The sequence below is a fragment of the Nocardiopsis oceani genome, from assembly GCF_054777395.1.
In genome coordinates this window covers 1-13,712 of sequence record NZ_BAAHAR010000044.1, presented here as the reverse complement: position 1 = coordinate 13,712, position 13,712 = coordinate 1, and the positions used below count along the sequence as shown (strand labels likewise).

General features: G+C 70.7%; 14 protein-coding genes. 5 read left to right on the top strand and 9 right to left on the bottom strand.

Annotated elements, in window-relative coordinates; all coding sequences use genetic code 11:
• Positions 1-15 precede the first annotated feature (15 nt).
• Entirely contained in the window at positions 16-1,002 is a 987-nt protein-coding gene (locus ACYVDG_RS24480) for a phosphotransferase family protein (protein ID WP_460758103.1), read from the bottom strand.
• 208 nt (positions 1,003-1,210) lie between these two features.
• On the opposite strand from ACYVDG_RS24480, the gene ACYVDG_RS24475 reads away from it, so the two are divergent.
• Positions 1,211-1,900, top strand: a complete 690-nt coding sequence (locus ACYVDG_RS24475) for a hypothetical protein (RefSeq protein ID WP_460758100.1) — start codon at positions 1,211-1,213, stop codon at positions 1,898-1,900.
• Positions 1,901-1,913: 13 nt separating this feature from the next.
• On the opposite strand, the gene ACYVDG_RS24470 is transcribed toward ACYVDG_RS24475, so the two are convergent.
• Positions 1,914-2,894: an NAD(P)/FAD-dependent oxidoreductase gene (locus ACYVDG_RS24470; protein WP_460758097.1), complete on the bottom strand. Its 981-nt coding sequence runs from the start codon at positions 2,892-2,894 to the stop codon at positions 1,914-1,916.
• Between the two features lie 159 nt (positions 2,895-3,053).
• Between ACYVDG_RS24470 and ACYVDG_RS24465 the strand changes: the two genes are divergently transcribed.
• Positions 3,054-4,076 carry an aminotransferase class V-fold PLP-dependent enzyme gene (locus tag ACYVDG_RS24465; protein ID WP_460758094.1) on the top strand — a complete coding sequence of 341 codons (1,023 nt, stop codon included), beginning with the start codon at positions 3,054-3,056 and terminating at the stop codon, positions 4,074-4,076.
• A 111-nt stretch (positions 4,077-4,187) separates the two neighbouring features.
• Here the strand turns inward: ACYVDG_RS24465 and ACYVDG_RS24460 are convergent, their stop codons facing one another.
• From ACYVDG_RS24460 to ACYVDG_RS24445, 4 genes are all read right to left on the bottom strand, one after another.
• Entirely contained in the window at positions 4,188-4,607 is a 420-nt protein-coding gene (locus ACYVDG_RS24460) for a PPOX class F420-dependent oxidoreductase (protein WP_460758316.1), read from the bottom strand.
• Between the two features lie 159 nt (positions 4,608-4,766).
• Positions 4,767-5,372, bottom strand: coding sequence for a dihydrofolate reductase family protein (locus ACYVDG_RS24455; RefSeq protein WP_460758092.1), 606 nt, complete (start codon positions 5,370-5,372; stop codon positions 4,767-4,769).
• A 229-nt stretch (positions 5,373-5,601) separates the two neighbouring features.
• Positions 5,602-6,435, bottom strand: a complete 834-nt coding sequence (locus ACYVDG_RS24450; protein ID WP_460758312.1) for a transglutaminase-like domain-containing protein — start codon at positions 6,433-6,435, stop codon at positions 5,602-5,604.
• An 83-nt stretch (positions 6,436-6,518) separates the two neighbouring features.
• The gene (locus ACYVDG_RS24445; protein ID WP_460758087.1) at positions 6,519-7,397 is read right to left on the bottom strand and encodes a MerR family transcriptional regulator; all 879 of its coding nucleotides are present in this window, start codon (positions 7,395-7,397) and stop codon (positions 6,519-6,521) included.
• Between the two features lie 292 nt (positions 7,398-7,689).
• Between ACYVDG_RS24445 and pip the strand changes: the two genes are divergently transcribed.
• A complete protein-coding gene (gene pip, locus ACYVDG_RS24440; protein WP_460758082.1) occupies positions 7,690-8,643 on the top strand; it encodes a prolyl aminopeptidase in 954 nt (317 codons plus the stop codon).
• A gap of 53 nt (positions 8,644-8,696) precedes the next feature.
• Here the strand turns inward: pip and ACYVDG_RS24435 are convergent, their stop codons facing one another.
• Positions 8,697-9,872, bottom strand: coding sequence for an aminotransferase class V-fold PLP-dependent enzyme (locus tag ACYVDG_RS24435; RefSeq protein WP_460758309.1), 1,176 nt, complete (start codon positions 9,870-9,872; stop codon positions 8,697-8,699).
• Positions 9,873-10,089: 217 nt separating this feature from the next.
• Here ACYVDG_RS24435 and ACYVDG_RS24430 point away from each other — a divergent pair, with 217 nt between their 5' ends.
• The gene (locus ACYVDG_RS24430) at positions 10,090-11,073 is read left to right on the top strand and encodes an adenosine deaminase (protein ID WP_460758076.1); all 984 of its coding nucleotides are present in this window, start codon (positions 10,090-10,092) and stop codon (positions 11,071-11,073) included.
• 69 nt (positions 11,074-11,142) lie between these two features.
• Here the strand turns inward: ACYVDG_RS24430 and ACYVDG_RS24425 are convergent, their stop codons facing one another.
• Together ACYVDG_RS24425 and ACYVDG_RS24420 are read right to left on the bottom strand one after the other, a co-directional pair.
• Complete coding sequence (locus ACYVDG_RS24425; protein ID WP_460758073.1) at positions 11,143-12,120, bottom strand: DUF2332 domain-containing protein; 978 nt, start codon at positions 12,118-12,120, stop codon at positions 11,143-11,145.
• Between the two features lie 42 nt (positions 12,121-12,162).
• Positions 12,163-13,152: a GlxA family transcriptional regulator gene (locus tag ACYVDG_RS24420; protein ID WP_460758069.1), complete on the bottom strand. Its 990-nt coding sequence runs from the start codon at positions 13,150-13,152 to the stop codon at positions 12,163-12,165.
• A gap of 233 nt (positions 13,153-13,385) precedes the next feature.
• On the opposite strand from ACYVDG_RS24420, the gene ACYVDG_RS24415 reads away from it, so the two are divergent.
• Positions 13,386-13,712, top strand: a 327-nt coding sequence (locus ACYVDG_RS24415; protein WP_460758064.1) for an ATP-binding cassette domain-containing protein, incomplete at its 3' end; no start/stop codon positions are given.

The window sequence follows — 13,712 nt, the reverse complement described above, 5'->3', positions numbered from 1 at the left end:
GGCCGCATGCGCGGCTCACACGTGGGCCAGCACCCGCCCCAGGTGGTGCTCGGCGATCTGCAACATCACCTCGCGGTCCGGGAAGTCGCCGTCCAACAACCGCAGCGGGCCCGCCACCAGCGACAGGTGCTGGCCCAGCAGGTACAGATCCATGCGGGCCTGGTCCAGCCCCGGAACGGCCAGACGCTCATACAGCCCACCGAAGCGCAGGCGCAGGAACGCGTGCTCCCACTCGGCGTCGAAGTACATGAGCCCCTCGATGTCGATGAGCACCGGGGCCCCGTCCTGTCCCACCAGGACGTGGTCGGGGCCCAGCTCACCGTGGACCAGCCCGTGCCCGGAACGCGGCCCAACCCGCCGGGCCAGTTCGTGCAGCCGCTCGACCACCCGGTCCGCGACCCGGGCCAGCTCCACCCGCCGCTGGGCCCCCTCGGCCACGTCGCGCAGCGCCCGCTCCAGGACCAGGCCCTGACACGTACGGTCCCGCACCAGGGGCCGCGACACCTTGCCCAGCCCCGTCTCTGCCCGGGTGGCCATGGCACCCAGCGCCGCACCCAACCCCTCCAGTACCCCGTCCACCCACACCGGGTCGCTGTGGTCGATGTGCTCCTCCAACGTGGGACCGCGCACGTCTTCCACGATCGCCACGTCGGCGTCCAACTCCCGCCGCTCACGGTCGACCAGGTGCACCCGCGGGGTGCGCACCCCCACCTGCGCCAACGACTCGGAGGCACCCACGAACAGGTCCAGGCCGTCGGCGTCGGCGAAGGGGTCCTGCTCGTCGCGGCCCTCGGGGAGAGGGCGTTCGGGCCAGAAGTTCTCCGCCGCGGACCACACGTAGGCGACCACGGCGGGCCCCTCGTTCAGGTGCAACCGGTAGACGCCCTTCTTGGTGCCTCCGCGCAACCGCTCCACCCCCCTCACGCGCACGTGCGGGCCCAGGGCGCGGCGCGCCAAGCTCTCCAACGGTCGGATCTGCGCGAACTCACGCGGCACGGTCACCGGGGGCTCCAAAAGGTGGAAGGGGGTGGGCTGAGCTAGCCTAAGCCCGGACGGCCCCGGCCGCATGGGCCGACGGCCACCGCCACCCGCTCCGGGACGGGACCTGCCCGAACCGCCGGGCACGGCCGCGATCACACCAGCGCCCCTTGCTGTTACCGTCAGGGGCCCGGACCTGCCCCTCCACTGCCACCCCCTCCAGGAGACGGCGATGCCCCGACCAGGGCCACCGGCCGCCCCGCCCCTGATCCGTTCCCTGGCCCTGGTCCTGGGCCCGGCGCTGCTGACCGTGACGGCCCTGATCCACCCCACCGGCACCGACCTGGTCCACATGGCCACCCACCAACCACAGCTGTGGTTGACCGTGCACGTCATCCAACTACCCTTGTTCGGCCTGGTGGCGGTGTCCCTGTTCCTGCTGGCCCGCTCCGGCAGCGGGTGGGCGCGCGCCGTCAACCTGGTGGGCCTGTGGCTGTTCGTGGTCTTCCACACCGCGATGGACACCCTGGCCGGGATCGCCAGCGGCCTGCTGGCCCTGCGCTCCCAAGACCTACCTGCCGACGAACGCCAGGTGGTCCTGAACCAGATCAGCGCCTTCAGCGCCGACTTCTCCGCACCACTGGCCGACGCGGGCTGGGCGGCCTTCACCCTGACCCTGCTGGGCGGCCTGGGCTGGGTGGCCGCCACCCTGGGTGCCGCCGCGTGCCTGTGGCGCTCCCCCGTCCACAACGGGGCAGCGGTCCTGGTGGCGCTGAGCGCGACCTACTTCGTGCACGACGCCCCCACCGCACCGGTAGCGATGGCGCTGCTCACCGCGGGGGCCGTGTGGGCGGCACTGTCCCCACACGACCCCACCAACCCCGGCCCCACCGGGCAACCCTCCGGCCAGACCGGGACCTGAGCAAGGCACACCCTCAGGCGGAAACGGCCCCGGCCTCGGAGACGGCCCGCTCGGCCTCGGCGAAGACCAGATCGGCGTTGATCGCCGCCCCGGCCCGACCACCCGCGGCGGCCGACCCCACCACCTGCTCCGACACCGAGGCGATGTTGCCCGCCACCCACACCCCCGGCACCCCCGTGGCGCCCATGGGCCCCGACTCCACATAGGTGCCCATCACGTGCTCACCCATCTTCTGCTCGACCACCTCAAGTCCCAGACCCACCAGCAGATCCGCGCGCGCACGCATGAACGTGGGCACCACCACCGCACGCACCGCCACCACCGACCCCTCGGCGGTGCGCACCCCGCGCACCCCAACATCGTCGGACTCCACCGCCACCACCGGCTCGTCCACCACGGTGATCCCTCGCGCGGCCAGCCTGGCCCGGTCCTCGGCACCCAGGTCCTGCCCGGGGTGGGCGAACACCGTCACCTGCTCACTCCACTGCCGCCACATCAGACCCGCGTGCACGGCCACGGGGCCGGTGGCCAACACCCCCACGCTCTGGTCGCGCACCTCCCACCCGTGGCAGTAGGGGCAGTGCAGCACCCCGCTGCCCCAGTGCTCGGCCAGCCCGGGAACGTCGGGCAACTCGTCGACCAGCCCGGTGGTGACCAGCAACCGCTGGGCCGCCACCACCGCACCGTTCTCACACTCGATCCGAAAACCCTCCCCAGCCCCTTCGGGGGCGCGCTCGACGGCCACCACGCGGCCCCGCTCGACCACACCCCCATAGGACTCGACCTCGGCGCGCCCCCGCGCCACCAGTTCCGTCGGCGAAATGCCCTCGTTGCCCAGGAAGGCGTGTACTCCTCGGGCGGGGGCGTTACGCGGCCGACCCGCGTCGACCACCAGCACCGAACGCCGCGCGCGGGCCAGGGTCAGCGCCCCGCTCAACCCGGCGGCACCGCCGCCGACGACCACGACCTCGAAAGCGCGTGTGGGCTCGTTCATGGGTGTCCTCCCTAGTTCGTGCACCCATCCTGCGCACCACCCCACCAACGGGCAAACAATATTGCCAATCCAGCAAAACCCAGGCCAGAGCAGCACCCCCACCCTCCTCTACCGCCGGCACCCGCCCCAGCCCAGCACCGGCCACTAGGCTCCCCAACCATGAACCACCTGTGGAACACCGACACCGTCTGGCTCAACACCGCCCAGTACGGCATCCCACCCACCACCGCCCACCAGGCCCTGACCGACGCCATCCACAGCTGGCACCACGCCACCGGCGACCCCCACCACTGGTTCGAGGCCGTCGAAACCACCCGCACCCGCTCCGCCCACCTGCTCAACGCCCCCACAGACGACATCACCCTGGGCGCCACCACCGCCCAGATCATCGGCACCATCGCCGCATCCCTGCCCCACGGCGCCCACATCCTGCTCCCCGAAGGCGAATACACCTCCGCCACCTTCCCCTTCCACGCCCACACCGACCGCGACATCACCGTGCACACCGCACCCCTGCACGCCCTGGCCGACCACATCACCCCCACCACCCACCTCGTGGCCTTCAGCCCGGTGCAGTCCGCCAACGGCGCCCTGGCCCCCACCGACCAGATCCTGGCCGCCGCCCGCACCCACCACACCCTCGTCGTGGCCGACGCCACCCAAGCCGCCGGCTGGTACCCACTGGACGCCACCCGCTTCGACGCCCTGGTCTGCTCGGCCTACAAATGGCTGATGGCTCCCCGCGGCCTGGCCCTGGCCTACCTCGCCCCCACCCTGCGCACCCGCCTGCGCCCCACCAACGCCGGACCCATGGCCGACGCCACCCCCGCCACCGCCTTCTACCGCGACCACTTCGAGGCCGCACCCACTGCCCGCGCCTTCGACCTGTCGCCCAACTGGTTCGCCGCCGTGGCCGCCGCACCCTCCCTTCAGGTGCTCCTGGACCACGGGGTGGAACACGTCCACGCCCACAACACCCGCCTGGCCGACCGCCTGCGCGCCCACCTGGGCCAGCCCCCGTCCCACTCGGCCATCACCACCGTGGACACCCCCGGCGCCCTAAAAACGCTGCGCCAAGCAGGCATCGTGGCCACCGAACGCGGCGGCCGCACCCGCCTGGCCTTCCACCTGTACAACACCGAAGCCGACGCCGACCTGGCCGCCAAGGCCCTCACCGGATGACCCCGCGGCCCCTCCATGAGGCGAGCCGGGGTCCAGCACACATCAGCGGGGGGCTGGTGTGCCCCGAACACGCCAACCCCCGCGACCCCCGAGTGGAACCAACCCCCGCTGTCAGGGAATGATCCCCTCACTCTCGGGGCGCACGTTGCCCAGCACCCGCTTCACGGCGATCTCGATCACCACCCGGCCCGGGTTGGGGCGCGGCTGCCGGTACCGCTCTGCGTAACGGCGCACAGCCTCGGCCACCGCACCCTCCTCATGGGAAACCGTGGCCTCACCCTCCAGGGTCGACCACCGCCCCCGGTCCACCTGGCACACCGACACCCGCGTACCCGGACGCCGAGCCAGGTTCCTGGCCTTGAAACTGGAGGCGAAGGTGATCACCCGCGCCAGGTGCCGCTCGGGCTCATAGGTCACCCCCACCGGAACCTGGTGGATGCTGCCGTCCGGGCGCGGCGAAGCCAACGTACACAGGTGGTATTCACTCCAAAACGCCAGGAAGGGGTCTTGGGCCCCGGGCCCTTCGGTCATCGAACCGGGCTCCGGGGGCACTGTCTGGTCGGGCACAGGGACTCTTCTCCATGGTCGGCGGGCATGCCAGAACACCAGCTTCCCAGCCCTCATCCACCGCACCGCCCCCATCAAGGCTGACCAACGCCGCCCAACCCCTCCGCCGAAGCAAGTTCGAGGTCACGCAGGGGCGCCGAGCGGCGGGCGCTCGAGCACGCGTGGCTTGTACTCAACCAGCTGGATGCGACCGTCGAAGGTCCGGTGCTCGGTCATCTCGAGGGCGACGTCCGGGTAGCCGTCGTAGATGCGTTCTGCGCCCGTGGCCCCGGTGATCACCGGGAACATCACGACTCGGAAGCGGTCGACGAGTCCGGCCCGTAGCAGGGAACGGCACAGGCTGAGGCTGCCGATCGTGCTGAGGAGCCCCGAGCCACTCGACTTCATGGCGCGGACCGTCTCGACGGCGTCGTCACGGACGAGCGTGGAGTTGGCCCACGTCAGTGGCTCCTCAAGCGAGGAGGAGAACACCACCTTGGACGCTTGAGTGAGCTCGTCGACAGACGCCTCTTCTTCGGCCCTGAACTCGTCTTGGCCATTCGGAACCTCGCCAGCGGCAAAGCCCGACATCAGACGGTAGGTGTTCGCTCCCATGAGGTGGATGACCTCGGGCTGCTCGCCGAGCCAAGCGAGGTACTCCGGACCCTCGAGGCCCCAGAACCCGGGCCAACCCTCTCCCGATGCGTTGCCGTCGAGGGAGGTGATGAAGTCAACGAGAAGCTCTGACATGGCCGTGTCCTTTCCTCGGGTCTCACTTGTTGAGACCGGCCGCGGGCCACGAACTCATCGAGTCCGTTCGGTTGTTTCAATGAATTCTCCTCAACTTGCCCCTGGTGGCCCCGAGGCGTTGACGGACAGGACGACAGCGGTCGACCTGCACACACCACTCGACCCACCGTTAGGTAGAGAAAAAACCGGAACCACGGCCACCCACCCCACCACCACAGGCAGACCGGGCTCACAAGCGCGGCTCGGCCACCCGCGAGACCAGATCCACCCAACCCCGATACCCCGACGGCGACGCGCAGTACACCCGACCCCCCGGATTCAACCGAACATCCCGCCAAAACCACTCCGCCAACGCCTCCCCCGCACCCCCATCCCCCGCATCCGCGGCCACCACCAACCCCGCCACCTCATCAGTCAACTCGTTCTCACCCCACCGACCCATCGCACCCCACTGATCCCACAACAACGTCTCCACACCCAGCCGGTGCGCCACCTCCACCCACACGTAGTCACGCACCAACCACCCACCCCGCAGCATCGGCAACCCCGGAGCCACCCCGAAATCGGCCCCGTCCACCTCACCGGAGCGCACCGCCAACCACACCGCCGAAGCCCCCGAGAACGCCACCTGACCCACCGCACCCTCATGCGACAGATCCAACACGTCCACACCCCACCCACCAGCCGGATCCAACTGGGTGTCCACCCACACCCACCGCCGCCCGTCCCAGTACTCCACCACCACGTGATCAGTACCAAAACCCGCGTTCAGATACGACGCGAACCCCACCCGCGTACGCGCCGCCACCCCGTGCTCACGCAACGCCGCCACCGTCACCAACGCGAAATCCCGGCAACACCCCACCAACGGCCGCTGCCGCCCCACCGACCAACCCCGCCCGCCCCGCGCAGCGTCGGTGGCCAACATCGACTCCACCCACCGAAGATCGACCTCCTCCCACCGCTCACCCACACCCACCCGGCCCCCGTACACGTAATGCGTCAACACCCCACGCACCCGCGCACCGATGCCCGCCACATCCCCCGGCAGGTCCGCCAACACCCCCCGGTAAGCACCCGGGTCGGTAAAGGGCGTATGCGCACGCCACCGCTCCACACCCACACCCTCAACCAGCCCGTCACCGCTCATCCCGCCACCTCCACCGGCCGCGCCACCCACGCAAACGTCTCCCGCTCACCCACCCGCTCGAACGGGCGCAAATACACCTCCCGAAACACCTCCACCGGCACCAACCCCCGCTCCCCCACACCCCGCTCCACCGCCGCATACGCCCCCATAATCCGCGGATAGAAACAATCCCGCCGCTCCACCGCGGCCACCAACCACTCCCCACCCGGCTCCCACCGCAACGACACCCGCCCCTCCGGCCACGCCACCCCCACATACGGCACCGCCACCTCGATCAACGCCGCCCCATCCGGCGACGGCGTCCCGTGAAACAACACCCACGTACGCTCACCGGCCCGCGCCCCCTGCCGCGCCAACACCCGCCGCACCCCAGCGGCCAACCCCAGGTAGGTCTCCACCAGGTCCTGCACACGCACATACGCCCGCGCGCACGCCACCCTCTCCCCGGGCACCGACTCCACCGACGTCTGCCAGGCCGGACCACCCCCACCGAGATCACCCGAACCTCCAGGACCCCGCAGGTCCTGCTCGCCGCCCACCAAGGCACACGCCCGCTCCACCATGGCCTCGCGCGAACGCTCCACCTCCCGGCACACCCGCCACCAGGCCCGCACCAACCCCACGGCCTCCTCGGGCGGGGCTGCCACCACCTCGGCCACCGCCGACAACGGCATGTCCATCCGCCGCAGCGCACGCACCCGCACCGCCACCTCCAGCTGCTCGGGCAGGTAACGCCGGTACCCGTTGCCGGGATCCACCCGGTACGGCACCAACAACCCCGACCGCTCATACAGCCGCAACGCCTTGGGCGACAGACCACTGCGCCGCGAGAACTCGCCCCGCGACAGCCCCGACCTCTCCTGTGCCTCGTCCATGGCCCCGAGTCTGGCCCCTGCCCCAAGGGCACGGTCAAGACACCCAACCGTCTCGACGGCCCACCGCCACACCCCCGGGCACCGCCCACATATGGACTGGGAACGCCAAGCACCGACCGATAGCATCGGGGACCACCCGACCGGCCCCAGGCCCCGCACCACAGGCTGCGCCAGCACAGCGCCCCGAACGGTCCCGGGCCAGTTCCGGATCGACGCACCCAACCCCGCCGCGGCCCCGCACCAGGGCCGCCCCACCGCCCTGCCCACACTCTGCCGAACCGGAGCCCCCACCATGTACCCCGCCAGCACCCCCCACACCAGCGGCTACCTGCCCCGCCCCGGCGGCCACCGCCTGTTCTGGCAAGAATGCGGAAACCCCCACGGCACCCCCGTCCTGGCCGTCCACGGCGGCCCCGGCTCCGGATCCCGCCCCCAGTGGTCACGCTTCACCGACCCCGACCACTACCGCATGATCCTGCTCGACCAACGCGGCACCGGCCACAGCACCCCCAACGCCGGCGAACACACCACCGACCTGTCCACCAACACCACCCCCCACCTCATCGACGACTTCGAAGCCCTACGCACCCACCTGGGCATCGACCGCTGGCACGTCCTCGGCGCCTCCTGGGGCTCCTGCCTGGGCCTGGCCTACGCCCAAGCCCACCCCGACCACGTCATCTCCCTGGTGCTGTTCGCCGTCACCGCCGGCACCCGCCGCGAGATCACCTGGATCACCCACGACATGCGCCGCATCTTCCCCGAAGCCTGGGAAAGCTTCCGCGCCGACGCCGGCCCCGACGCCGACCCCCACCACCTGCCCGCCGCCTACGCCCGGCTCCTGGCCGACCCGAACCCCAAGGTGCGCCACGACGCCGCCCAAGCCTGGTGCCGCTGGGAAGACACCCACGTGGCCACCGCCCCCGGCTTCACCCCCAACCCCCGCTTCGAAGACCCCGCCTTCCGCCTGACCTTCGCCCGCACCGTCACCCACTACTGGGCCAACGACTGCTTCCTGACCCCCCACCAACTCCTGGACCACATCCCACGCGTGGCCCACATCCCCGCCGCCCTCATCACCGGCCGCCTGGACATCAGCGGCCCCAGCGACACCGCCTACGACCTGGCCCGCCACTGGCCCGCCGCCGAACTCGTCATCGTCGACGACGCCGCCCACACCGCCAACACCTCCGGGATCGGCGCGTCCGTCGTGGCCGCCACCGACCGCTTCGCCCACCTGCACTAGCCAGCGAACAACCGCGGGCCTGCGGGGGATCCGGCGCGCCGCCCCGCAGGCCGTCAGGCCAGCTCGGCCACCAACCCCGCCAACGCCCCCACCTCCTCCTCGGTGTTGTAGTAGTGCACCGAAGCGCGCACCACCTCACGACCGGGCTCACCCCACCCGTCCCACACCTGCGCCCCCGGATGCGAGACCCTCGTGCTCACCCCGCGCTCACGCAACACCTTCGACACCCACACCGCATCGCGCCCGGCCACCGCGAACGTCACGATCCCCGACAACGAACGCCCCCGGTCACAGACCCGCACACCCGGCACCTGCCCCAGCGCCGAACGCAGCCGATCCGACAACACCCCGATCCGCTCGCGCGCCCACCCCATCCCCACCCGGCGGGCGTACCGGGCGGCCACCCCCAACCCGATCTGGGCCGCCACCGCGTGCTCGAAGGACGCAAAACCCGCCGCGCCCGGCAGCACCCGGTACTGCCCCGACCCGGTCCACTCACCCCCGATGTGGTTGACCAGCAACGGCTCACCCAACCGGGCCCCCGACCGCACATACAAAAACCCCGACCCGCGCGGACCGCGCAGGAACTTGCGGCCGGTCGCCGAGAGCAGATCACACCCGATCCGCTCCACGTCCACCTCCCACTGGCCCACCGACTGGCACGCATCCAGCAGATAGGTCACACCGAACCGCCGGCACAGCGCCCCCACCTGCTCAGCCGGGTTCACCAACCCGTTGTGCGTGGGCATGTGGTTGATCGCCACCAACCCCACGTCCCCGCGCCCCAGTTCCTCCTCCAAGGCGCCCACGTCCAGCACCCCGTCGGCGTCATCGGCCACCACCTCCACCCGCACCCCGCGCAGAGCCGCCGCCCGCAACAACCCCACCCCGTTGCTGGCGTACTCGCTGGTGGTCGTCAGCACCCTCTGGCCCGGCACCAACGCCACCGCACCCAGGGCCTGCGACCACGCCTGGGAGGCCCCCTCGAAGAACACCACCTCCTCCGGTGCCGCCCCGATCAGACCCGCCACCTGCGCCATACCCTCCTCCAGCTGGGCCTGCGCCAGGTCCATGGCCTCATAGCCACCCACCCGCGCCTCCAACTCCAGGTGCGCCACCATCGCCTCGGTCACCTGCCGGGGCACCAACGCCGCACCCGCGTTGTCGAAGAACGCCAACCCCGCACACCCCGGAGTGTCCGCACGCAACCCGGCCACATCCACACCCACCACAGCACTCCCTCACCTCTGGGCGGCCCAGGACAGCCACCAACGCCAGGCACTCTGCCACCACAACCCCCGACCACACCGGAGCGGCCCCACCACCCGCACACCCCCTCGGCCCCATGTGGCACACACCAACCCCACAACCGAACCACCCACCCCCTCCCATCAGCCACAATGGCCACCAACCCACACACATCCCACGAAAGGGCGCCCGGCTGCCATGGCCATCCCCAAAGCCGAACTCCACCTGCACATCGAAGGCACCCTGGAGCCCGAACTCGCCTTCCACCTCGCCGAGCGCAACAACATCACCCTCCCCCACCCCGACATCGCCGCCCTACGCGCCGCCTACTCCTTCACCGACCTCCAATCCTTCCTCGACCTCTACTACGCCCTCATGGACGTCCTACGCACCGAGGACGACTTCCGCGACCTGGCCGAGGCCTACCTGACCCGCGCCGCAACCCAAGGGGTCCGCCACGCCGAGATCTTCTTCGACCCCCAAGCCCACACCAGCCGCGGCATCCCCCTGGACACCGTCATCAACGGCCTCACCGCCGCCCTGGACACCAGCCTGGCGCGCCACAACATCTCCACCAGCCTCATCCTGTGCTTCCTGCGCGACCGCCCCGCCACCGAAGCCATGGACACCCTCCACGCCGCCCGCCCCCACCTGGACCGCATCACCGCCGTCGGACTCGACTCCGCCGAAGTCGGCAACCCACCCGAGAAGTTCACCGAGGTCTTCACCGCCGCCGACCAACTCGGCCTGCGCCGCGTCGCCCACGCCGGCGAAGAAGGCCCCGCCGACTACGTCTGGCAAGCCCTCAACCTCCTGGGCGCCGAACGCATCGACCACGGCATCCGCGCCCTGGACGACCCCACCCTGATCACCCACCTGGCCACCACCCAGACCCCCCTGACCGTGTGCCCCTTCTCCAACGTGCGCCTGCGCGCCGTCCCCACCCTGGCCGACCACCCCCTGCCCGCCCTCATGGACGCCGGACTCCTGGTCACCGTCAACTCCGACGACCCCTCCTACTTCGGCGGCTACGTCCACGACAACTACCTGGGCCTCCAAAAGCACCTGGGCCTGACCAACGAACAGCTGCGCACCCTGGCCCGCAACTCCTTCACCGCCTCCTTCCTGCCCACCGAACGCCGCGACGCGCTCCTGGCCCAGGTCGACGCCCACACCTTCTAACCCACACAGAACAAAGAAGGGGGGCTGCGCACCCGAGTGCCAGCCCCCTCTTCCTGTTCTCCGGGCGTCCTACCGCCAGGTCAACGACTGGCCGTGCTCACCCGCATACGCCACCACACGACCATCCACACCCACCGTGAAATCGGTCTCCACCTCCGGCCGGGCATGCTCCCAGTCCGGGAAGGACCGCCACCCCTCATTCGACACCCAGTGCCCCGGCAACCCCCGCACCAACTCAGCGAACCGACCCCGCTGCGCCGCCGACAGATACGACACCACCGCACTGTGGAACACCACCAGCGTGGCCCCCTGCGGCGCCTGCCCCGCCAACCGAGGCAACTCCTCCAACAGGGTCCCCGACACCAACCGCGCCGGATCGGCCGCGACCACCGACGCCGCCGCCCGCAACCGCTCCACCCGCTCGAGCTGGGTACGCCCCGGCCACACCAGCGACTCCAACCACCGCACATCACCCTCATCACCCGCGTCCAACGGGTTCAGGTCGATACCCGCCCGCCACACCACCTCGGGCGGCGCCCCCGGAACCGGCACTGCGCCCCGGGTGGAACACTCCAACAACACCGGGCTGTCGACAGGACCGATCGGCGCAGCCCCGTCAAAGGAATACCGGTACCGGTCCGGATACAGGCACAGCCCCGCCGACGCCCCCACCTCGATCAGTGCCAAAGGCCCCTCGAACCGCGCCAGTACCGGCAACAGCGTCGCGCACCGGCGCACCTCATTGGTCTGGGTCATGCGCTCCGACACCACCCGGCGCACCGCATCCCAGTGCTCCACCAACCAGTCCCGAAACCCCTCCCAGGAGTCGGTGGGCCCTCCCAGGTACCGCACCGCTCCCAACAACAGGTTGGGCTGGCGCTTATTGCCCTCGGGCAACGACAACACCAGGTCCAGCACCCGCTCGTCCCCGGCCAACCCCAGAGCGATCCGCTCATAGTCCGCCGAACCACCGTGGGCGAAATTCACCGCGAACCGCCGATACCGCTCAGCGATCCGCTCCCGCTCCGCACCCGGCTCCACACTCACGTCCACAGGCAACCCTCCACATACGCACACGTGCGCGGAAACCTACCCGCCGCCCTCCCGGCCGGCCGAGCCCGCCCCCACCCGAAACCGCTCCCGGTACTCGGACGGAGCACACCCCAGCGTGCGCACGAACGCCCGCCGCATCGCCTCGGCCGTACCGAACCCGCACCCGCGCGCGATCGCCACCACCGGAGCCGACCCCTCCTCCAACCGGCGCCGCGCCCACTCCACACGCACCCGCTCCACATACCGGCCCGGCGTGGCCCCCACCTGCTCGGCGAAGACCCGCGAGAACTGGCGCACCGACAACCCCGCCCGCTCAGCCAACACCGCCAACGACCACTCCCGGCCCGGGTCGGCATCCACCAGGTGCTGCACCGCACGCACCTCGGCCCGCTCAGCCCGCTGGGTGGCCAACTGGGTGGAGAACTGCGCCTGACCACCCGGCCGGGCCAGGAACACCACCAGGTTGCGCGCCAGCGACAACGCCACCTCACGGCCCAGGTCCTCCTCCACCACCGCCAACGCCAGATCGATCCCCGACGTCACCCCCGCCGACGTCCACACCCGCCCCGAACGCACGAACACCGGGTCCCGCTCCACCCGCACGCCCGGAAACTCCGCCGCCAACCGGTCGCAGTGCCGCCAGTGCGTGGTCACCACCAACCCCTCCAGCAGCCCCGCATGGGCCAACACGAACGCCCCCGAACACACCGACGCCACCCGGCCCGACCGCCCGGCCACCTGGCGTACCACCTCCACCAGCGCCGGATCCGGGTCATGGGCGCCCTGCCCACCGGCCACCACCAAGGTGTCCACCCACCCCACGTCCTCCAACGCCACCGACGGCACCAACCCCACCCCGCTGGAGCCGTACACCACCGCGCCGCCCAACGAGGCCGTACGCACCCGGTACCGCGAGCCCCACGCCCGGGCCGCCCCGGCAAAGACCTCCAACGGCCCCGTCGCATCCAGACTCTGCACACCGTCGAAGACGACGATGACCACCTCATGATGTGTGCTCTGCTCCATACACCCCACCCAACAGCGCACCGCACACGGCCACAAGGTCACACACCCCACCCATCCGGACACCCACCCTCCGTCACTATCCCTCACCCACAGTTCACCCAACCTGACACCATTCTGATCCGCCCGCGCCTACCCTGGACCAACGAGACCAAGGACACGAACAGATAACGAGAACTCTCACACGCCCGGGACAATCCCAGGCAGGTGACAACCACTCACACGAACGGACACCCGTGAGGCTCTCCCACCGCCAACACCTGCGCCACAGCACCACACCCACCCACACACCGGCCCCACCGCTCGTCGAGCTGCACGACGTGTCCCTCACCCACGCCCACCACACCCTCCTCCACCACCTCGACCTCACCATCCGCCCCGGCCAACACATCGCCCTCGTCGGCCTGACCCCCACCGCCGCCACAGCCCTCACCGACATCCTCACCGGCCACACCCACCCCACCCACGGCCACATCACCACCCACACACCCATCCACACCACCCACCCCGACCCCACCCTCGCCCAAGCCATCACCGGCCACACCCACCCCAACCCCCACGAC